Raw genomic sequence first — 19,077 nt, forward strand, 5'->3', positions numbered from 1 at the left:
GACCGGGTCACCCCTCAACGAAAACTCCGGGTCAACTCGTAGCAGAAATCAACAGCCACGGCCTGAATGTATCCCAAAGCTGGGGAGGTGGCGTGGCGCACCTGACGTCCGTCACCGGGTCAAGTCAGCCGCATCATCGACTTCCCGGAACCGCTACCCGGCCACGGTGACAGCGAACAGCTTCTCGATCTCCGGGCCGTTCGGCGAGCCGAGGCCGGTGCAGGGATCCCAGCCCCCTGCGGCGTCATAGCCGACAGCGCCCGACCGGTTGTCGCCCTTGGTAATGTCGTGACAGGCAACAGGCGTGCCATAGAGCGCCGCCTGCATCTGCCCCACCGGCGAACTGCGGTGGGCATTCAGGCCGGCGACGATCGCCGCCCATAGCGGCGCCACGGCGCTTGTGCCGCCGATCAGTCCGGTCTTCCCGCCGGTGACGATGCGGTACCCGCTGTCGGGATCGGCATCGCCGGCGACATCGGGCACGCCCCGGCCGCCCTTGGCAGTCCCGGCTGCCGGCACGTTTGCCTTTGCCTGATAGTCGGGCTTGGCGAACAGGGCGCTGACCCCGCCGCCGGTACCGCCGCCATTGCTCTTCCAGACCGTCTCCCCGTGGCGCTTGCCGGCCGCGGCGGTCACGCGGGTGCCCCCGCAGCCCAGGACCAGCGGATCGGAGGCGGGATAGTCGACGTGCGCCTTGCCATCGGTCGCGCCGTCGGTCGCCAGCGAGTCGCCCGATGCGGCGGTGACCGTGACGCCCAACATCGCGGCATCGCGGAACGCCGCCGACATCGCCGCGATGGCCTGCCCGGTCCAGCCGCTCTCCGGACCGCCCCAGCTGATCGACAGCACCGAGGGCTTGTTCGTCTCGTCGTGCACCGCCTGGCTGATCGCGTCGGCGAAGCCCTGACTGGTGTTCGGGGCGAAGTAGATCGCCAGCCTGGCTCCCGGCGCGACGCCGCCGGCCACCTGGATGTCGAGCGCCACCTCGCCATTCGCGCCGCTGGTGTCACCGGGGTTGTTGGCCGCGCCACCGATCCCGATCGCGACGATATCCGGTACCGGAAGATCCATTGCCTCGAACGCGACCGTGTTATCGGCGGCGGTGTAGCCGCCCCCGAGCTCGATGATCCCGATACACTGGCCAGCGGCCTGCCGGCTGCCAAGCCCATAAAGCGCCGCCACCTCGGTCGGCAGGAACCCGGTCGGCTGCGTCGTCCCGCGATGCGGCACGAACTTGGCCGTAGCGACCGGTGTGGTGTCGAGACCCAGGACGGCAAGGACATGCTCCGCGACGTCGGCGGGGAGGCTGAGCGTGCCTTCGCGCCCGCGGTAGCTCGCTCCATCGCGTTCATAATGATGAAGCTCCGTTCCGAACGCCGCCTCCATCGCCGAAGCCGAGCCACGCAGCTGCATGCGACGCTGCGCGGCATCGACCTCGATCACGTCCAGTCCGGCCGCGGCGGCGAACGCGGTGACCGCGGCGATGTTCGCCGCCTGCGCTTCCTCACGGACCTGCCGCAGCGTCGCACGCGAATGGACGGCGGCCGGTGCTTCGGCCGCGACCGGTCCGGTGCTTTCCGGGCGAAGATAGACGCTGACGGTGATCGGATCGCCGCCGGCGACCCGACCGGCAGCCCGCATGTCGTGGTGCGCCGCACGGTCGCTGCCGGGGAGGGTCTGACGCGGTTCGGGCATGAGGTGTCCTTTCGTTGCTCGCAGTCGCTCAACGTGCGCGGAAGAGGTTCGACGCCTGGCGCCTGCGGCAGAGTGGACGGAGGGCCGGCATCGCTTCCTCCGTGCGGTCCGGACCCCAAGGGACTTACGACATCGCCCGGTGCGCCCCGTGCCGCTCGGCCCAAGTGCCGTCTTGGCCGAACTCGTGCGCGATCGGCGTGTCGATCGGCGTTCCCGTCCTTCGAACGGCCTCTGAGACTTCGCGTCGCCAGGTGGCGAACGGACCCTCCCGTTCGGAGTGGTTCTGACCTGTGCCGACCATGTACACGGCTCTCGCGTCGAGGCGCGCGAGAGTCACCCCGTGAGCGGCGGCGGTGTCCAGCCATTCGTGGTGCGAGCCAAGCGTGAGGTGGGGATCGAGCAGCATGGGATCGTCGCTTCCCGGAACGACGCGGCCGATCGCGCTCGATCCGCACAGCTCGTGGAATGCCCCTGTCGACATGCCCGCGACGGGAAAGCGAGCCAGGCGCCGGCTCCGCCAGTCGAGCGCGAAGCCATCGGCGACGATCGCCCCTACATCGTGCGCCGTGATCTGCGCGCGGGCGCGGGCGACGAGGTCGCGGGACACCCAGTCGTCGGCGTCCAGGAACATCAGCAATCCGCCGCCGGCGGCGCGGACATGCTGCTTGATCCGCCATTTTTTGACGCCGCCGTCGTCGTTCGCCGCGGTCACCGGCTCTGGCGGCCAGTCGGCACGGAGCAGCGTGAACCGCTCGTCCCGCGCCAGCTCGGCCCATGGCATGGGCACGTCGTGCGCGGCGAGGACGACGTGGAAGTCCGCGTCCGTCTGCGCGAGCACCGACCGCAGCGTCAGGCCGAGGAGGTGCTCGACCAGCGGCCAGCCGTCCGCGACGGCGCGCGCGATCAGCGGTATGCCGAAGGTGAAGGGCTCGCTCATGCCGCCGTCTCCAGCCCGGCGACATGACGTGCGTAAAGCATGCGGCACCGCTCCAGCGCGACGCGGACGGCGTCATCCGTCAGCCATGTCGCGAGCAGCGCGTCGAGCGCGGGAAGCCAGCGCTGGATGCTCCGGTCCTCCTCCTCGTTGCGATCGAAGACTGCCCAATTCTCGTCCCGGGCCCAGCGTTCCGGGCCCTGGCCGCCGCCGCGGGCGTGCTTGGCGAGATAGTCGGCCCAAGAGCGCGTGTTGTAATGATTCACCTGCGCGAGCGCCCAGGAGACTGTCCCCGGCTCGCTCTGCAGGAACTCTTCCGATCGCGCATAACGGCGCGGCAGCGGCCGGCCGGCGCCGTCGACGGGCCGGATGTGGTCGACGTGCTCCTCGCGCGCAAATCCTGGCCCGTGTGGAAGCAGCGGACAATGATAGGCCTGCGGGTTGGTGAAGAGCGTCTTGTACGACCAGTTGACGCCGCTCTCGCGCTTGGCGGCGCGGGTGAACCGACGCGTGGTCAGCTCGGGCGACCAGTGGCCATGGCCCGAGCTGCCGAAGACGCGCCAGCTCAGCATGAAGGCCGTCGCGCCGGGTACGGCTGCGAGAAGCGCGGGCAGCCGTCCGTCGCCGACGTGGATGTTCAGGAACTCGTCGGCGTCCAGCACCATCAGCAGGTCCGGCCAGTCATCCGCCAGAACCTGCTCCGCTTCCCTGTACGCGACGAGCTGCGCCTTCTCGTTCGCGGCCGGCGTGCAACGGAGATGGCGGACGAGCCCACGCTCCTGCAGAACGTCGAGCAGCGCAGGTGACGCGTCGACACAGTCGTTGGTGCAGACCAGGATGTCGTCGAAGCCGATCAGGCGATGATAGGCGATCCACTCGAGGATGAAGGGTCCCTCGTCCCGCATGGTGGCGACGAGGGTAGCGCGAGGCATGATCGGTCTCCGAGCAGGTACAGCAGGGTCATACCCGTTGAGCATCAAGAGATGAACGAGCGATCGGATATGGAAGGCATCAAGGTCGGGCGCTCGCTACTCAGTCGACGCTACAAGGTGCCAGTGACCCAGTCATATCCCTATTCTGGTTGACAAATGGCCGGTATTAGGTCGCCAATACACACGCGCGTTTGCGTTAAAAAGGCATCCATCGGCCTTGATCGACCAGGCCTGGTCGCTGCTTTTCGGCCGTCCCCTCATGCGCCAGTCGCCGCTGCAGTGCGTGCAACCACTCGCTCAAGACCTGCGTCCGCATAGCTGCGGGCGTAACTGCACTTGCCATCCGCCATAAGCACCCCCGGACTTGTTCCGGCGTCCAGCGTTCCGCATACGTGCCGACGGCGGGCGCGTACGACGCCGGACTCCGGAACAGGTCCGGTGACGTCGGAGGCGGGAATCGGGATGAGCAACGGATTGCTGCGGCGCAAGTCGATCGACGTCGGGCAGCACGGCGACGCACTCGCCCGCACCCTGTCCTGGCCGCACCTTCTCGCGCTCGGCGTCGGCGCGATCGTCGGCACCGGCATCCTGACGCTGATCGGCGTCGGCGCGGATCGGGCGGGGCCGGCGGTCCTGCTGAGCTTCACGGTCGCCGGCGCGATCTGCGCCTGCGCCGCGCTCTGCTATGCCGAGATGGCGAGCGCGATCCCGGCGTCGGGCAGCGCCTATACCTATAGCTACGCGGTGCTGGGCGAGGTGATCGCCTGGGTGGTCGGGTGGAGCCTGATCCTCGAATACTCGCTCGTCGTCTCCACGGTCGCGGTCGGCTGGTCGGGCTATGCGGTCGGGTTCCTGAAGGGACTGGGCATCATGGTTCCGGCGGCGTTCGCGCAAGGGCCCGCGCTGGGCGGGATCGTCAACCTGCCGGCGGTGGCGATCATCGCTGCGGTGGCCGGGCTGCTGACGCTCGGCACGCGCGAGAGCGCGCGGGTCAACGCGGCGCTGGTGATCCTCAAGATCGCGACGCTAACGCTGTTCGTCGCGGTCGCGCTGCCGCGGTTCGACGCGGCCAATCTCCATCCGTTCGCGCCGTTCGGCCTGGGCAGCGTCGCCGGCCCGGACGGCGTCAAGCGCGGGATGATGGGCGCGGCGGCGATCGTGTTCTTCGCCTTCTATGGCTTCGACGCGATCTCGACCGCGGCGGAGGAGACCAAGCGGCCGGAACGCGACCTCGCGATCGGCATCGTCGGCTCGATGCTCGCCTGCACGCTGATCTATCTGCTCGTCGGCATGGCCGCGATCGGCGCGATCCCGTTCGTGCGGCTGGGCGCGAGCCCCGAGCCGTTGGCGCTGATCCTGCGCGAGCTGGGCCGGCCGGGCGTGGCGACGATCGTCGCGGCCGCGGCGGCGGTGGCGCTGCCGACCGTGCTGCTGGCGTTCCTGTACGGGCAGAGCCGCATCTTCCTGGTCATGGCGCGCGACGGCTTTCTGCCCGCTGCGCTCGCGCGCGTGTCGAGCCGGGGGGTGCCGGTCCGGATCACCGTCATGACCGCGACTCTGGTCGCCGTGGTCGCCGCGCTGGTGCCGCTCGACGTAATCGCCAGCCTCGCCAACGCGGGCACGTTGTGCGCCTTCATCGCGGTGGCCGCGTCCGTGCTGGTCATGCGCCGGCGCGATCCTACGATGCACCGGCCGTTCCGTGTACCGGTCGCGCGGATCGTCGCGCCCGCTGCCATCGCCGGTTGCCTGTACCTGTTCACCAGCCTTCAGGCGGTGACGCAGATCGCCTTCGTCGGCTGGAACGGCGTCGGGCTGGTGGTCTATTTGCTGTACGGACGCCGACGGGCAACGCTTGGTTCAGGACAGTAAGCGCCGACCGGGCGGCGCGATCTGGCGCCGAGCCGGTCAGGCGTCCCTGGTCTGCACCTTACCCGAACCATCTAGCTGCCAGGCGATACTGCCCCAGAGTTGTTCCGTGTGATGGAGAACCGCCGCCCGTGTCGCCTCGGCCGCCGGGCTGCTCGCATCGAGCTGACCGAGATGGCGGCCGCGTTCTGCTCGCCCAGCCGGCGCGCGTCGCCGGTTGGGTCCGGGGACGGCGACAGGAGCGACAGCCACGCCCCCTCTACCGCCAGCCTGAGCGCGACGATCTGCGCCTGCAGGTCGGCGAGGTCCTGCTCTACCGCCACGCTCAAGCAGCCAGCTTGCGCAGCACGTAATGCAGGATGCCGCCGTTTAGGAAGTACTCGAGCTCGTTGACGGTATCGATCCGGCAGCGCGCGACGAACGTCTCGGCGGTGCCGTCGGCGCGGGTAAGCAGCACCTCCACGTCCTGGCGTGGACGGATGCCGGCGACGTCGTTGATCGTGAACGTCTCCGAACCGTTGAGGGCCAGCGACTTGCGATCGATGTCCGCCGGGAACTGCAGCGGCAGCACGCCCATGCCGACGAGGTTGGAACGGTGGATGCGCTCGAAGCTCTCGGCGATCACCGCGCGGACGCCCAGCAGGTTGGTGCCCTTCGCGGCCCAGTCGCGCGACGATCCGGTGCCGTATTCCTTGCCCGCGACGATCACCAGCGGCGTACCGTCCTCCTTGAAGCGCATGGCCGCGTCGTAGATCGGCATCGTCTCGCCGTGATAGGCGGTCATGCCGCCTTCGACGCCGGGCACCATCTCGTTGCGGATGCGGATGTTGGCGAAGGTGCCGCGCACCATGACATTGTCGTTGCCACGCCGCGCGCCATAGCTGTTGAAGTCCGCCCGGCTGACCTGCCGATCGCTCAGCCAGCGGCCGGCGGGGCTGTCCGCCTTGATCGATCCTGCCGGGCTAATGTGGTCGGTCGTGATCGAATCGCCCAGGATCGCGAGCGGGCGGGCGTCGATGATGTCGGCGACCGGCGCGGGCGTCATCTCCATGCCGTCGAAATACGGCGGGTTGGCGATGTAGGTGCTGCCGGCACGCCAGCCGTAGGTGTCCGATCCCTCGACCTGGATGCCCGACCAGTGGCGATCGCCCTGATAGACGTTGCCGTATCGGTTCTCGAACATCCCTGAATCGATGTTGGCGGCCATCACGGACGCGACCTCCGCGTTGGATGGCCAGATGTCCTTGAGGTACACGTCGACGCCGTCGCTGCCCTGGCCGATCGGCGTCGTCACCATGTCCTGCGTCACCGTGCCCTTGAGCGCATAGGCGACGACGAGCGGCGGCGAGGCGAGGAAGTTGGCACGCACGTCCGCCGACACCCGGCCCTCGAAATTGCGGTTGCCCGACAGCACCGACGCGGCGACCAGATCGTTCTCGTTGATTGCCGCCGAGATCGGCGCGGCGAGCGGACCCGAATTGCCGATGCACGTCGTGCAGCCATAGCCGACGAGGTTGAAGCCCAGCGCGTTCAGGTCGGTCGTCAGCCCCGCCTTGTCGAGATAGTCGGTCACCACCTGGCTGCCCGGCGCAAGCGACGTCTTGACCCACGGCTTGGGTTTCAGCCCCAGCGCGTTGGCCTTACGCGCCACCAGCCCGGCGGCGACCAGCACCGACGGGTTGGAGGTGTTGGTGCACGACGTGATCGCCGCGATCACCACGTCGCCGTCGCCGATGTCATGGTCACGCCCCTCGACCGGCGCGCGCACCGCGCATTCCTTCATGTAGACCTTGTGGAGGTCGCCGTTGAACACCTCGTCCACCTTGTTCAACGACACCTTGTCCTGCGGCCGCTTGGGGCCGGCGAGCGACGGCACCACCGTGCTCATGTCGAGCTCCAGCGTGTCAGTGAACACGGGATCGGCCGCGTCCGCATGGCGCCAGAGCCCCTGCGCCTTGGCATAGGCCTCGGTCAGCGCGATCGCGTCCGCCGAGCGCGCGGTCAGCCGCATGTAGTCGAGCGTCTTGTCGTCGATCGGGAAGAAGCCGCACGTCGCGCCATATTCGGGCGCCATGTTGGCGATCGTCGCGCGATCGGCGAGCGTCATGTGATCGAGCCCGGGACCATAGAATTCCACGAACCGGCCGACGACGCCCCGCGCGCGCAGCATCTGCGTGACGGTCAGCACCAGATCGGTCGCGGTGATGCCCTCGTTCAGCGCGCCCGTCAGCTTGAAGCCGACCACCTCGGGGATCAGCATCGACACCGGCTGGCCTAGCATCGCCGCCTCCGCCTCGATCCCGCCGACGCCCCATCCGAGCACGCCCAGCCCGTTGATCATCGTGGTGTGGCTGTCGGTGCCGACCAGCGTGTCGGGGTAGGCGATCATCGCGCCGTCATTCGCGGACGACCACACTGCCTGGCCGATATATTCGAGGTTCACCTGGTGGCAGATGCCAGTGCCCGGCGGCACGACCTGGAAATTGTCGAGCGCCTTCGATCCCCATTTCAGGAACTCGTAGCGCTCGATGTTGCGCTGATACTCCAGGTCGACGTTCTGCTCGGCCGCCTGCGGCGTACCGAACTCGTCGACCATCACGCTGTGGTCGATGACGAGGTGGACGGGCACCTGCGGATTGATCTTCGCCGGATCGCCGCCCAATTTGGTGATCGCGTCGCGCATCGCCGCCAGATCGACGACGCACGGCACGCCGGTGAAATCCTGCATCAGCACGCGCGCGGGGCGATACTGGATCTCGCGGTTGGGGGCGACGGGATCATCCTGCCAGTCGATCAGCGACTGGATGTCGGTGACGGTGACCGTCTTGCCGTCCTCGAACCGGAGCAGGTTCTCCAGCAGCACCTTCATCGAGAAGGGCAGCCGCGACACGTCACCCAGCGCCGCCGCCGCCTTGTCGAGCGAGTAATAATCGTACGACTTGCCGCCGGCAGTGAGCGTGGAGCGGGTGTTCAGCGTGTCGTGGCCGATGGCGGTCATGGGGCAACTCTCCTGGAGCGGGCCGAACGCGCGCGAGGCGGAACCTGGCGACGACGGCGAAGGCGATGATTGCGGAGGGCCTTAGCAACGGGGGCGGGGCGGGGGAAGGGGTGGGGGCTGGGTGCGGGAAGGGTTCGGATCGACCGTCATCATCGTTTATCAGCGATGATGAAGACCGCCGCCACGAAACAACGATCGGTCTTCAAAAGTCGCTACCAGCCGGATATGCGCGGTAGACTCTCGCTCAGATCACTTCAACGCGCTGTTCACCGGCTTCATCGCTGCGATCGATCTCGCCAGGTCGAGCCGGTTCGAGGACGTCGCCGCCCCGACCATGTCATCGACCAGAGCGCAGCATTCGGCTTCTCCGGTGGCCAGGAGCTCGCGAAACGATCGTATGCGCGATAGGCCCAAGAGCATGGCGGCCACGCCCGCCGTCGGGGAGCGGTACATCAGCCGTTTCGATCGGGGATAGACGACCGAGCCCTGCTCCTCGATCAAGCTGAAACATGCCTTCAAACCGCGCGCGAGGATCGATGCCTCGCTCCAGGACACGCCTCCACTTCGGCGCTCGCCGCTGACCGACACGCTCTCGAAGGCGACGCACAGCGGTGCGTGGCAGCGCAGCCACAGCGGCATGTCGGGCTCCAGTGCAGCCGGGAGCCCGGCTGCGGCGAATACGTCGACCCAGCGCTGGCGGCCCATCAGCGTCTTCTGACCGCCGGCACCGATGACCGGATCGAGCCGCCCGTCCGCATCGAGCCTCGCCTGTACGAACGGCATGCCGAACGAGCACCGTTCGGTGCCGACCGCCGCCGCCAACCGCTCTGGCTCGAAAACGTTGAACATGAACTGCACGCACTCGGCGCGGCTTTGCCTCAGCGCCGGCAGCACAGCATCGACCTGATGCGCCATGAGCGTCACGATGACGAGGTCGTAGGAGGTGCTTTCGTCCAGGGCATCGAGAACCCGCACGGCAGCACGATCGCCTTTCCGGGTGACGATGCCGCCATCGCGCCGCAGCTGCGCCAGCCGTGGCGACCCGGGCCGGGCGACCACCGTCACCTCATGCCCGCCCGCTCGAGCAAGCTGGAAGGCGAAGGTGCTGCCGATCTGTCCCGCGCCCACGACCGCGATGTGCAGCGGCTTGGGTGCCGCGGGGCCAGTCATGCTCACGCTCGATCCCGGCACCCTTCCATCCTCGTCTTGACGCTGTTAAGACGGCTTGTGAGCGCTGAACTGGACATCGTCAACATGGAAGCGCGCACCGACCATCCCCGCGCCTATCATCACGGCGACTTGCGATCGGCCCTGATCGCGGCCGGGCGTGAGGTCATCGAAGAAAAGGGACTGGACGGCTTCTCGCTGCGCGCAGCGGCGCGGCGGGCCGGCGTTTCGCCGGCCGCTCCCGCGCACCATTTCGGCGACGCGCGTGGGCTTTTGACGGCGATCGCGACGGTCGGGTTCGTCGAGTTCGGCGATGCGATCGAAGCCGCGACGGGACCGGACCGGCGATCCACCATCGTCCGCCGATGCCACGCCTATCTCGCGTTCGCGCTCGCCAAGCCGATGCTGTTCCGGCTGATGTGGCGCAAGACGATCCTCGACATGGACGACCCGGACCATCTCGCCGCCGCTCGCCGCGCCTTCGAGATAACCGATCGGACGATCAGGGGCGTCGATGCGGCGGATGCGGTCGATGCTCGGCCCGATGATCGGACGCTGGCCCCGACGATCGCCTGCTGGTCGATGGTCCATGGTTTCACGACGCTGGTGCTCGACGGCGCCTTCTTCGGCTCCGCCCAGGATGATCCGGAACGTCTGCAGACCATGCTCGATGATCTGCTGATGCAGTTGGGAACGATCGAAAGGCCGATGGAATGACGGACAACACGGCGCAACGAGGTCGGCTACCGGCGACGAAACGGATCGCGGGGTTCACGCCCGATCCAGGGATCGTCTGGCCGGAGGGACATACGCCTGGTTCATCGAGGGTCTTCGCGCAGAACTCGATCGAGATCGCGGCCACGCCCGAGAAGATCTGGTCGTTGCTGATCGACTGTCAGGCCTGGCCAAGCTGGTATGTGCGTTGTTCCGACGTGTCGATGCTGAGCGGCGGGCCGCTGCTCGGTCCGGACGCGAGCTTCCGTTTCAAGACCCTGGGCTTCTATTTCGAGCCCCGGATCGACACGTTCGATCCGGCGCGCCTGCTCGTCTGGTCGGCCAAGGGGCCGGCCGGCACCAGCGGCGCGCACGCCTGGCATATAACGCCGCTGCCGGGCGGATGCCGCGTCGTGACCGAAGAGGCGCAGAAGGGTCTGCTGCTTGCGCTGATCGGCGGCCGTACCCGCAAGACGCTGCTGAAATGCCATGGCGAATGGCTGCGCGCGCTGAAGGAGTTGGCTGAACGCCGCTGATGCGCCGGGCGCCGTGCCGGCTTGCAGTCGCACTCGCCCGCCAGTGCCCTCAGCCCTAGCCTCCCGGACGTCGTTTACCGAGCGGCCTTTCCCTCTCATAGGCCTTCTAAGACTGGATCTTTGTCGTGAAGTCTAATCTGACAAGAAGCGCCGGTTGTGTAAATAATGCCGGCCGTCTAAGTTCCCGCCGGTGAGAAGGATCGGTCTTGAACTTGCTCTCTTTGGTATTGGCCCGCTCTTCGTCGCGATCATTTGCGTCGTCGGTCTGAACGGGGACTTGATCGAGGTGGAGGCACTTGTGCCGGCGTATTTGGTCGGCTTGATGCTCGCGCTTGGTACAATGGACTGTATGGGATCCGTGCTTTGGTTAGGACGGTCCGGTGGCTCGCGGCCAACGTCCGCTAACCACCACGTTCCGCCGATGAAGATCGACGTGCCGCCCTCCCCATTATTGATCCTGTCTGACACCCACATCAAGCCCAAAGCGGTGGCGTAAGAACAAGCCGCGATCCACACGGGACCGCGGCCCTCGTCCAAACTCGGATACCTCTCAGACCAACTCGCCAAGCGCTGCCGGCTCGAACCCCTTGAGCGCATCGGCCTCGCCGGCGCGGACCTTGGCGACCCAGTGCGGATCGCTGATGAGCGCGCGTCCGACCGCGATCAGGTCGAACTCGTCGCGTTCCATGCGGCCGACGAGCCGGTCCAGGCCGACGCTGGTCGAGGACTCCCCGCCGAACGCGGCCATGAAGTCGCCCGACAGACCGACCGAGCCGACGCTGATCGTCGTGGCGCCCGTCACCTTCTTCGCCCAGCCGGCAAAGTTCAGCCCGTCCTCGCCGTCGATCTCCGGGAACTCCGGCTCCCAGAAGCGCCGCTGCGAGCAGTGCAGCACGTTGGCGCCGGCCGCGACCAGCGGCAGGAGCCAGTCGGCCATGAGGTCCGGCGTCTCCGCCAGCCGGGCGCCGTAATCCTGCTGCTTCCACTGGCTGACGCGCAGGATAAGCGGGAAGTCGGGGCCGATCGCCGCACGGACCGCCCCCACGACCTCGGCCGCGAACCGCGACCGCTCGCGAAGGGAGGCGCCGCCGTAGCGGTCGGCGCGGCGATTGGTGCCGGACCAGAAGAACTGGTCGATCAGATAGCCGTGCGCGCCGTGCAGCTCGACCGTGTCGAACCCGAGCGCTTTCGCGGCCGCGGCGGCCCTGGCGAAGGCCGCCACCGTGTCGGCGATCGCCTCCTCGCTCATCGCCTCGCCGCGGGGGATGTCCGGCCCGAGCAGGCCGGACGGGCTCTCGACCGGAGCGTCGGGTTCCCATCCGCTCATGCCGCGGGTCGATCCGGTGTGCCAGATCTGCGGCCCCATCCGGCCGCCGGCATCGTGCACGGCGTCCACGACCTGCTTCCATCCGGCCAGCGCCGCATCGCCGTGGAAGAACGGGATGCCGGGCTCGTTGCGGGACGCCGGACGATCGATCACCGTGCCTTCGGACAGGATCAGGCCGACGCCGCCCTCCGCGCGCCGCCGGTAGTAAGCGGCATTGGACGCGCCGGGTATGCCTTCGGGCGCAAACGTCCGCGTCATTGGGGCCATGACGATGCGGTTGGGCAGGTCCATCGTGCCCACGCGAAGGGGGCGGAACAGCGCGTCGGTAGCGGTGGCGGTAGCGGTTGCGGTCATGGGTGTCGGCTCCGTTGATCCAGAGCCGAACTAGGTATATCGAAGAAACCTGGCGTCAATAAAGCACTTCGTCGCGCCTAGGTATCTTCGAGGGAACCAGCATGACCGCATCCCAGCGCTTCGCCGTGGACTGTCCCAGTCGGCTGCTGTTCGACCAGATCGCCGACAAATGGTCGATGATGGTGCTGACCGTGCTCGACGGCGGGCCTTTGCGGTTCAACGCCATCAAGCGCCTGTTGGAAGGCGTGTCCCAAAAGGCGTTGACGCAATGCCTGCGCCGGCTGGAACGCAATGGCCTAGTGTCCCGCCGCGTCATCCCGGTGTCGCCCGTCGCGGTCGAATATGAGATCACCGAACTCGGGCGCTCGCTGCAGGACCCGTTCAAGGCGCTGTACGCCTGGACCGTGCGTTACTTCGCCGCCGTGGAGAGCGCACGCGCGAGCTTCGATCAGCGCGCCCTTGCAGCGTGAGACCGGGCCATCCTTGCGCAGGTCTCTCCCCACGACCGATCGGCATCGTTTCCCGACACGCATCCCGATCATGGCGACTAGATCTGAGCCTGGCCGCCGTCGACGAATATCTCGCCGCCGGTGACGAAGCTGCTTTCGTCCGAGGCGAGGAACAGGACGGCGGCCGCGACCTCGTCGGGATCGGCGATGCGCGCAAGCGGCGTCACACCCTTGAGGAACGTCTCGAACGCCGCCTGCTCCTCATCGGTCTTGGACAGTCCACGCGCACCCGGGGTCGCGATCGGGCCGGGAACGACCACATTGACGCGGATCCGCCGTGGCGACAGTTCCACGATCCAGCCTCTCGCAAAGCTGCGGATCGCTGCCTTGCTGGCGGAATACACGCTGAACGCGGGCACCCCCTTGGTCGCCGCGGTCGATCCCGTCAGGATCACCGACGCGCCGTCGCTGAGGAGCGGCAGCGCCTTTTGCACGGTGAACAGCGTGCCCTTGACGTTGGTCGCGAAGGTGCGGTCGAAATGCTCTTCGGTCATGCCGTCCAGCGTGCAGAGCTCCCCGGACCCGGCGTTGGCGAACAGGACGTCGATCCGGCCGGCCTCCTGCCGGACGATGTCGTAGAGCCGGTCGAGGTCGGCGAGGCTGGAGATGTCCCCCTGCACGCCGCGCGCATCGCCGCCGATCTCGGCGACCGCCGCGTCCAGTTCCGCCTGCCGTCGCCCGGTCAGGAACACGCGTGCGCCCTCGCGCGCGAACCGCTTGGCGGTCGCCAGTCCGATGCCGCTGTTGCCACCGGTGAGGACCGCGACCTTACCGTCGAGCTTGCCCATCTTCATCTCCTCGTTCTGATGAGGGTGACATGGACAGGCGCTTTCACGAAGTGTAGTACCTACCTGGAGGTAAGTGTACGATATGATGATGGATGGTGGCGCGCCTGTCTGCGGTCTCGACGTTTCGCTGGCGGTCGTCGGCGGCAAGTGGAAGCCGCTCATCCTGTATCATCTCCAGTCCGGTCCGCGGCGGTTCGCGGAGGTGAAGCGGCTGGTCGGCGGCATCAGCGAGAAGGTGCTGATCCAGCAGCTGCGTGAGTTGGTGGCCGTGGGCGTGCTGGTCCGGCGCGACCATCAGCGGGTGCCGCCGATGGTCGACTATTCCTTGACGCCGTTGGGCACGACCCTGGTGCACGCACTGATGCCGCTGTGCGAATGGGGAACGGAACATCGCCGACAGGTGACGGAGGCCATGCATGCCGTGTCAGCCCCGGTCGGCACTGCGGGGAACAACGCCGTTCCGGCGACGCCTATGGCGTGACGCTTTTGACGTGCGTCGAGCCGTTTCGGGCGGCCGAACCCGTCCTGGCGGGGGCAGAACCACCGCGCGATCGTTCGGGCGTGACGCGTCAACGTGAAGGAACATCCCATGGCCACTTCATCCGACAGCCTGCGCGACCTGTTCGTCACCGGCCTGACCAACCAGCATGCCGTCGAGAAGCAGGCGCTGGCGATCATGTCGCCGCAGATCGCGCGTATCGAGCACTATCCGGAGGTCGCCGATCGGCTGCGGCTCCATGCCGAGGAGACGAACCACCAGATTGCCCGGCTTGACGAGCTGCTGGCGGGGTTCGGCACCAGCGGGTCGGGGCTGAAGGACGTCGCGCTCGGCTTCTCGGGCAGCATGGCCGCGCTGATGCACGCGCCCGCCGGCGACGAGATCCTGAAGAACAGCTTCGCCAACTACGCCTTCGAGCATTTCGAGATGGCCGGCTACATGTCGCTCCTCACGATGGCGGAGGACGGCGGATACGCGCAGGCGACGCCGCTCCTGACCCAGTCGCTGAAGGAGGAGGAGGCCATGGCGACGTGGATCGGCGACGCGTTGCCGCGCATCACCCGCCGCTACGCCGCGCTCTACGCGGGCGAGGGCGCTTCCGCCGCGAAGGTTTGAGGGGGGGAAGGGTCAAAGCCCCAGCGACTGCCGCAGGAACGCGTCCGACTTCGCGAGCATGTCGGCGCGCACCTCGGCGTCGTCGAGCTGGTGCGTCAGGCCCTTGTACTCGACGAGCTCCACCTTCTTGCCCGCGGACCTCAGCCGGGCGGCCATGAGGCGCGACTCGCCGATGCCGACATTCTGGTCCTTGTCGGCGTGGAAGATCAGCACCGGCGCCTTGATCCGGTCTGCGTTCTGTGCAGGGCTGCCGGCACGTACCTCGGGCCCGTGGCCGATCCGCGCGTCGTTGATCCGGAAATCTGCATAGTCGCGCCGCTCGGCTCTTAGGGTTTCAAGGTCGGTGACGGGCGCGACCGCGACGATCGCCTTGAACAGGTCGGGGTCCAGCACCGACGATTGCAGCGCCGCATAGCCGCCATAGGACCAGCCGAAGATCGCGATCTTGCCCGGCGCGGCGATGCCCGACGACAACAGGTAGCGACCGGCGTCGTTGACGTCGCCGATCGCGGTGCGCCACGACTGGAATCCGTTCTTCTGGAAGAACTGCGAGCCATAGCCTGTGGAGCCGCGGTAATTGGGCTGCAGCACGGCATAGCCGCGGTTGGCGAAGAACTGCGACAGCCAGTCGAAGCCCCAGTAATCGCGCGCCTCCGGCCCGCCGTGCGGCATCACGATCGCCGGCAGGCCCCGTCCGCCATCGGGGCCATCACTGCCCGGTGGCAGCGTGAGATAACCAGGGATGTCGGTGCCGTCGGCGGCCTTGAAGGTGATCGGCCGCACGCTGGCGAGCTTCACGCCCGCGAGTTGCGGGCGCACCGCCATGATTTCGGCGAGTTTGCGCGTCGGCTTGTCGTAGAGGTAGAAGCGGCCGGGGTCGCTGTCCGATCCGGCGAACAGCACGAGCTGCTTCTCGTCCGCGCTTGCATCAACGAAGTCCACGATCGGCGCGTTCGGCAGCGCGCGTCCAAGCGATGCGCCGAGCGCCTTCAGCGCCGGATCGAAGAACACCGTCTCGCGCTTGTCGGTCGCGAAGCTCGCACCCACCACGCGGTGCTGGCGCCCGATCGTCAGCAGCTCGTCCACGTCGACGCGGGGGTTGGACACGACCAGCTCGCGTTTCAGGCTGCCGTCGAGCGATACGCGATACAGCCCCGCGCGGCCGCCGGCATCGTCGAAGCCGTAGACGACGTTCAGGTCGCGATCCACCGCCTGCGGCTCGAATCCCTTGTCGCCGGTGGGTGTAATCGTGACGGTCGACAACGGCTGCCAGGCGCGATCGCCGGCGCGGCGATAGCGATAGGACAGGCGGCCTGACAGATAGCCGGTGTCGTTCGCGGAGGCGACGCCCATGACGCGGACAATGCCGTGGCCGTCCGAGAAATAGTCGGTCGCGCTCGCCACCGGTGGCTCGACCAGGCGGCGCTGCAGGCTGGTGGTGTCCACCCGATCGACCTCGATGCCCGACCGCCCGCCCGGCAGGAGCGTACCGGTCGTGGATCGCTCGGACGCCGCGCGCGTGACCAGTACCGCGCCCGTGCCGTCGTCCAGCCAGTCGATCACCTCGCCGCCCGACTGGCTGAAGGACAGGTCGTTGGACCCGCGCTCCGTGCTCAGTTCCTTCAGACCGCTCCCGTCGGCGTTGACCGTCAGCATGCGGCTGAACCCGAGCAGCTGGCCGTCCAGCGACGCCGTGGTGGTGGTCTGGCACAGCAGCCGCGTGTCCGTCGACCAGGCACAGCCGAGCACTTGGTCGGGACGGCCGGTGGACGTCAACACCACCTTGGGAGCGGCCGTGTCGGAGAGATCGTAGACGTAGACGACGCTGCCCGCACCCTTGGCGGAGCGGAGCACCACGATCCGCTTGCCGCTGGGCGACAGGCTGACCTGGCGCACATCCTCGCGCGCGCCGAACCGTTGCGCCGCTTCCGTTGCGGATAGGGGGGCCGCGGAGACGGTAGCGGCGTCGGGTGCGGCCTCTACCTGACCGGCCATCAGGCAGCCGAACGCCGTCGCCAGCGCGACGCGAGATACGATCATGAAGGTCCCCCCTTTGTACGGGCATGACTAACGCCGACCCGGCTCCAGTCAAAGCGCGATAATGCCTGACCTGCGTAAGTTCCCGGGAATAATCGTTTTGACGCGTCGCCTGCCGCTTCAGCGGAACGGCTGGTCGGGTTTGGCGGCTCGTCTGGTAGTTATGCCGTACGTGCTGCCGTACTCTTCCCGGTAAAGCGATGCGGCGGCATCGTGGCAGGGGGCATGGGGATGCTGGACGACACTCGATTGTCGGCGACCGGGCTGGCAGACGAGGCCGGCGCCAGGGACGGTGCCAGGATCGATGAGCACACGCCGCCGGTCGTCGTGCCGGGCGGCTTGGGCGCTGTCGCGGCGCTCGGCTCTGCGCTGGCGCTCGCCGCCTGCGGGTCGGACGGCGGCACGGCGGCGCCGCCGGGCGCGGCGCCGGCCATCACCGTCGCCGCCGTCGCGATCGCCCCCGCGCAGGCCAGCCGCTTCCTCACCCAGGCGACGATGGGCGGCACGCGCGCGACCGTCGATGCGGTCGTCGCGAGCGGATATGAGTCGTGGATCAACGCCCAGTTCGCGATGGCGCGCGCGACGAGCCACTGGGACTGGCTGATCGCCAATGGCTATGACGCCGCCGCGAACATCACCTCCGAGGCTGGCTACGACGCGACCGTCTGGCGGCAGCTGATCGCCGAGCCCGACCAGCTTCGCCAGCGCGTCGGCATGGCGCTGCTCGACATGCTGGTCGTGGGGATCGACGGCATCAGCGGCAACTGGCGCGCGTTCGCCGCCGCCGCCTATCTCGACGTGCTGATGGACGGGGCGTTCGGCAATTTCCGCACGCTGCTGGGCGCGATCACCACCAACGCAGGCATGGGATCGTTCCTGACGTTCCTGGGCAACCGCAAGGCGAACGCGGCGACGGGATCACAACCCGACGAGAATTACGCGCGCGAACTGATGCAGCTCTTCACGCTGGGGCTCTACAAGCTCAACATGGACGGCACGCCCGTCGGCGGCGCGACGCCGGTCGAGACCTATACGCAGGCGGACGTGTCGGGGCTGGCGCGCGTGTTCACCGGGCTGTCGCTCGCCGGTTCGGACACCACGACGCCCGCCGTGTACCGCCAGCCGCTGGTGATGAACGCCTCGATCAACGAGACGGGCGCGGCGACCTTCCTGGGAACCAGCGTTTCGGGCGGCGGGATGGCGGCGGTGAACACGGCGCTCGACGCGATCTTCGCGCACCCCAACATGCCGCCGTTCGTGTCGAAGCAGATCATCCAGCGGCTCGTCTCGTCCAACCCGTCGGGCGCCTATGTCGCGCGCGTCGCGGGCGTGTTCGCGGACAACGGCAAGGGCGTGCGCGGCGATATGCAGGCGGTGCTGAAGGCGACCCTGCTCGACACCGAGGCACGGTCCGACGCGTCGCTGGCGACCACCACAGGAGGCAAGCTGCGCGAGCCGATCACGCGGCTGACCGGCTGGGCGCGCGCCTATGGCGCGGCGTCGCCGTCGAACGCGTGGGCGATCGGCGACACGTCCAGCGCCGCCACCCGGCTCGGCCAGTCGCCCGGCCGCAGCCAGACCGTCTTCAACTTCTTCCGCCCGGAATATACGCCGCCCAACACGTCGATCGCCGCGGCCGGCCTCGTCGCGCCCGAGTTCCAGATCACCAACGAGCAGACGGTGGTCGGCACCGTCAACTATCTGCAATCGCTGATCGCCGGCGGCACCGGCGACGTGAAGGCGGATTATACCGCGATCCTCGCCAAGGCCTCCGACAGCGGCGCGCTGGTGGACGAGGTGAACGTGGTGCTCGCGGCCGGGCAACTATCGGCGGCGACGGTGGCGTCGATCAGGACGGCGGTGGACAGCGTGGCCACGACCGCGACCAACGGCCCCGTCAACCGCGTCGGCATCGCCATCCTGCTGGCGATGGCGTCGCCGGATTATCTGACGGTGCGGTAATGCCTGCTTTGCCGGTCATCGGGAAGGACCGCCCCTATTCTTCCGTTCATGCTGAGCTCGTCGAAGCACTGCCCTTCTCCCTTGCGTGCAAAGAAGACGGCAGCCCTTCGACAAGCTCAGGGTGAACGGGTTTATCGATTGATG

Annotated in this window: 16 protein-coding genes; 7 read left to right on the forward strand and 9 right to left on the reverse strand. The window is 67.8% G+C overall.

All coding sequences use genetic code 11. The features are described from left to right. Positions 1 to 153: 153 nt before the first annotated feature. From ACFE65_RS13150 to ACFE65_RS13160, 3 genes are all read right to left on the reverse strand, one after another. Positions 154 to 1,695 (reverse strand): protease pro-enzyme activation domain-containing protein, encoded by a 1,542-nt coding sequence (locus ACFE65_RS13150; RefSeq protein WP_375382821.1) that lies wholly within the window; start codon positions 1,693 to 1,695, stop codon positions 154 to 156. Between the two features lie 124 nt (positions 1,696 to 1,819). Continuing rightward, positions 1,820 to 2,632, reverse strand: a complete 813-nt coding sequence (locus ACFE65_RS13155; protein ID WP_375382822.1) for a glycosyltransferase family A protein — start codon at positions 2,630 to 2,632, stop codon at positions 1,820 to 1,822. Beyond that, a complete protein-coding gene (locus tag ACFE65_RS13160) occupies positions 2,629 to 3,561 on the reverse strand; it encodes a glycosyltransferase family 2 protein (protein ID WP_375382823.1) in 933 nt (310 codons plus the stop codon). The genes ACFE65_RS13155 and ACFE65_RS13160 overlap by 4 nt, the downstream gene beginning before the upstream one ends. A 462-nt stretch (positions 3,562 to 4,023) precedes the next feature. Here ACFE65_RS13160 and ACFE65_RS13165 point away from each other — a divergent pair, with 462 nt between their 5' ends. Then, a complete protein-coding gene (locus ACFE65_RS13165) occupies positions 4,024 to 5,430 on the forward strand; it encodes an amino acid permease (protein WP_375382824.1) in 1,407 nt (468 codons plus the stop codon). A 71-nt stretch (positions 5,431 to 5,501) separates the two neighbouring features. Here ACFE65_RS13165 and ACFE65_RS13170 read toward each other — a convergent pair whose 3' ends face one another. The 3 genes from ACFE65_RS13170 to ACFE65_RS13180 form a co-directional block, all read right to left on the reverse strand. Further along, positions 5,502 to 5,750 carry a hypothetical protein gene (locus ACFE65_RS13170; protein ID WP_375382825.1) on the reverse strand — a complete coding sequence of 83 codons (249 nt, stop codon included), beginning with the start codon at positions 5,748 to 5,750 and terminating at the stop codon, positions 5,502 to 5,504. Between the two features lie 2 nt (positions 5,751 to 5,752). Then, on the reverse strand, positions 5,753 to 8,425 hold the full coding sequence (gene acnA, locus ACFE65_RS13175) for an aconitate hydratase AcnA (protein ID WP_375382826.1): 2,673 nt from the start codon (positions 8,423 to 8,425) through the stop codon (positions 5,753 to 5,755). Between the two features lie 249 nt (positions 8,426 to 8,674). Next, complete coding sequence (locus ACFE65_RS13180; RefSeq protein ID WP_375382852.1) at positions 8,675 to 9,595, reverse strand: ketopantoate reductase family protein; 921 nt, start codon at positions 9,593 to 9,595, stop codon at positions 8,675 to 8,677. Positions 9,596 to 9,652: 57 nt separating this feature from the next. Here ACFE65_RS13180 and ACFE65_RS13185 point away from each other — a divergent pair, with 57 nt between their 5' ends. Next, entirely contained in the window at positions 9,653 to 10,309 is a 657-nt protein-coding gene (locus tag ACFE65_RS13185; RefSeq protein ID WP_375382827.1) for a TetR/AcrR family transcriptional regulator, read from the forward strand. Then, on the forward strand, positions 10,306 to 10,842 hold the full coding sequence (locus ACFE65_RS13190) for an SRPBCC domain-containing protein (RefSeq protein ID WP_375382828.1): 537 nt from the start codon (positions 10,306 to 10,308) through the stop codon (positions 10,840 to 10,842). Before ACFE65_RS13185 ends, ACFE65_RS13190 begins: the two co-directional genes overlap by 4 nt. Positions 10,843 to 11,392: 550 nt before the next feature. Here ACFE65_RS13190 and ACFE65_RS13195 read toward each other — a convergent pair. Continuing rightward, positions 11,393 to 12,523: an NADH:flavin oxidoreductase gene (locus ACFE65_RS13195; protein WP_375382829.1), complete on the reverse strand. Its 1,131-nt coding sequence runs from the start codon at positions 12,521 to 12,523 to the stop codon at positions 11,393 to 11,395. A gap of 101 nt (positions 12,524 to 12,624) precedes the next feature. Here ACFE65_RS13195 and ACFE65_RS13200 point away from each other — a divergent pair, with 101 nt between their 5' ends. Next, entirely contained in the window at positions 12,625 to 12,993 is a 369-nt protein-coding gene (locus tag ACFE65_RS13200) for a winged helix-turn-helix transcriptional regulator (RefSeq protein WP_375382830.1), read from the forward strand. Positions 12,994 to 13,070: 77 nt separating this feature from the next. On the opposite strand, the gene ACFE65_RS13205 is transcribed toward ACFE65_RS13200, so the two are convergent. Further along, on the reverse strand, positions 13,071 to 13,820 hold the full coding sequence (locus tag ACFE65_RS13205; RefSeq protein ID WP_375382831.1) for an SDR family NAD(P)-dependent oxidoreductase: 750 nt from the start codon (positions 13,818 to 13,820) through the stop codon (positions 13,071 to 13,073). Positions 13,821 to 13,902: 82 nt separating this feature from the next. Between ACFE65_RS13205 and ACFE65_RS13210 the strand changes: the two genes are divergently transcribed. Both ACFE65_RS13210 and ACFE65_RS13215 read left to right on the forward strand, forming a co-directional pair. Then, positions 13,903 to 14,301: a winged helix-turn-helix transcriptional regulator gene (locus tag ACFE65_RS13210; protein WP_375382853.1), complete on the forward strand. Its 399-nt coding sequence runs from the start codon at positions 13,903 to 13,905 to the stop codon at positions 14,299 to 14,301. A gap of 108 nt (positions 14,302 to 14,409) precedes the next feature. Beyond that, positions 14,410 to 14,934 (forward strand): ferritin-like domain-containing protein, encoded by a 525-nt coding sequence (locus ACFE65_RS13215; RefSeq protein ID WP_375382832.1) that lies wholly within the window; start codon positions 14,410 to 14,412, stop codon positions 14,932 to 14,934. A gap of 12 nt (positions 14,935 to 14,946) precedes the next feature. Here ACFE65_RS13215 and ACFE65_RS13220 read toward each other — a convergent pair whose 3' ends face one another. Then, complete coding sequence (locus ACFE65_RS13220) at positions 14,947 to 16,974, reverse strand: alpha/beta fold hydrolase (protein ID WP_375382833.1); 2,028 nt, start codon at positions 16,972 to 16,974, stop codon at positions 14,947 to 14,949. Between the two features lie 228 nt (positions 16,975 to 17,202). On the opposite strand from ACFE65_RS13220, the gene ACFE65_RS13225 reads away from it, so the two are divergent. Beyond that, entirely contained in the window at positions 17,203 to 18,933 is a 1,731-nt protein-coding gene (locus tag ACFE65_RS13225; protein WP_375382834.1) for a DUF1800 family protein, read from the forward strand. Positions 18,934 to 19,077 lie beyond the last annotated feature (144 nt).

The sequence above is a fragment of the uncultured Sphingomonas sp. genome, from assembly GCF_964237335.1.
Lineage (GTDB): Bacteria > Pseudomonadota > Alphaproteobacteria > Sphingomonadales > Sphingomonadaceae > Sphingomonas.

What these genes read in the sequence shown, in the direction of transcription:
- ACFE65_RS13150 (WP_375382821.1), bottom strand. Translation starts at nt 1,695, where the DNA reads ATGCCCGAACCGCGTCAGACCCTCCCCGGCAGCGACCGTGCGGCGCAC.
- ACFE65_RS13155 (WP_375382822.1), bottom strand. Translation starts at nt 2,632, where the DNA reads ATGAGCGAGCCCTTCACCTTCGGCATACCGCTGATCGCGCGCGCCGTC.
- ACFE65_RS13160 (WP_375382823.1), bottom strand. Translation starts at nt 3,561, where the DNA reads ATGCCTCGCGCTACCCTCGTCGCCACCATGCGGGACGAGGGACCCTTC.
- ACFE65_RS13165 (WP_375382824.1), top strand. Translation starts at nt 4,024, where the DNA reads ATGAGCAACGGATTGCTGCGGCGCAAGTCGATCGACGTCGGGCAGCAC.
- acnA (WP_375382826.1), bottom strand. Translation starts at nt 8,425, where the DNA reads ATGACCGCCATCGGCCACGACACGCTGAACACCCGCTCCACGCTCACT.
- ACFE65_RS13180 (WP_375382852.1), bottom strand. Translation starts at nt 9,595, where the DNA reads ATGACTGGCCCCGCGGCACCCAAGCCGCTGCACATCGCGGTCGTGGGC.
- ACFE65_RS13190 (WP_375382828.1), top strand. Translation starts at nt 10,306, where the DNA reads ATGACGGACAACACGGCGCAACGAGGTCGGCTACCGGCGACGAAACGG.
- ACFE65_RS13195 (WP_375382829.1), bottom strand. Translation starts at nt 12,523, where the DNA reads ATGACCGCAACCGCTACCGCCACCGCTACCGACGCGCTGTTCCGCCCC.
- ACFE65_RS13200 (WP_375382830.1), top strand. Translation starts at nt 12,625, where the DNA reads ATGACCGCATCCCAGCGCTTCGCCGTGGACTGTCCCAGTCGGCTGCTG.
- ACFE65_RS13205 (WP_375382831.1), bottom strand. Translation starts at nt 13,820, where the DNA reads ATGGGCAAGCTCGACGGTAAGGTCGCGGTCCTCACCGGTGGCAACAGC.
- ACFE65_RS13210 (WP_375382853.1), top strand. Translation starts at nt 13,903, where the DNA reads ATGATGATGGATGGTGGCGCGCCTGTCTGCGGTCTCGACGTTTCGCTG.
- ACFE65_RS13215 (WP_375382832.1), top strand. Translation starts at nt 14,410, where the DNA reads ATGGCCACTTCATCCGACAGCCTGCGCGACCTGTTCGTCACCGGCCTG.
- ACFE65_RS13220 (WP_375382833.1), bottom strand. Translation starts at nt 16,974, where the DNA reads ATGATCGTATCTCGCGTCGCGCTGGCGACGGCGTTCGGCTGCCTGATG.
- ACFE65_RS13225 (WP_375382834.1), top strand. Translation starts at nt 17,203, where the DNA reads ATGCTGGACGACACTCGATTGTCGGCGACCGGGCTGGCAGACGAGGCC.